We start from the raw sequence: 266 nt of genomic DNA, 5'->3' as shown, positions 1-266 counted from the left end.
GCTCTCAGTAATGCATCGTCTATTTTAGTTGGGGTAAACTGACGTTTTTTACGCTCAGGAAATTTTTTCCAACGCTGAATAGTGTTGGTGCTAAGTTGATATTCCTCGGCAAGTTGTCGAATGCTATAGCCTTCTGCAAGCTTATTGAGGATCAGTTGTCGGTAGTCTTTTGAGTATGCCATATTATATACTGTAGCGGATTTTTGTTTCTTTTACTATAACAGCCTCTTAAAAAAGCCGATACGCAAAACAAAGGTAATATTTAT

At 37.2% G+C, this 266-nt stretch carries 1 protein-coding gene; it reads right to left on the bottom strand.

Annotated features, from left to right (window positions below; genetic code table 11):
- On the bottom strand, window positions 1-182 hold a 182-nt coding region (locus AAEZ03_RS27625), incomplete at its 3' end, for a helix-turn-helix domain-containing protein (protein WP_350583060.1).
- Window positions 183-266 lie beyond the last annotated feature (84 nt).

The organism is Pseudomonas sp. HY2-MNA-CIBAN-0224 (assembly GCF_040310285.1).
GTDB classification, from domain to species: Bacteria; Pseudomonadota; Gammaproteobacteria; order Pseudomonadales; family Pseudomonadaceae; genus Aquipseudomonas; species Aquipseudomonas helleri.
The sequence above is the reverse complement of the archived record's forward strand: the minus strand, read 5'-3'. Positions and strand labels throughout refer to the sequence as shown.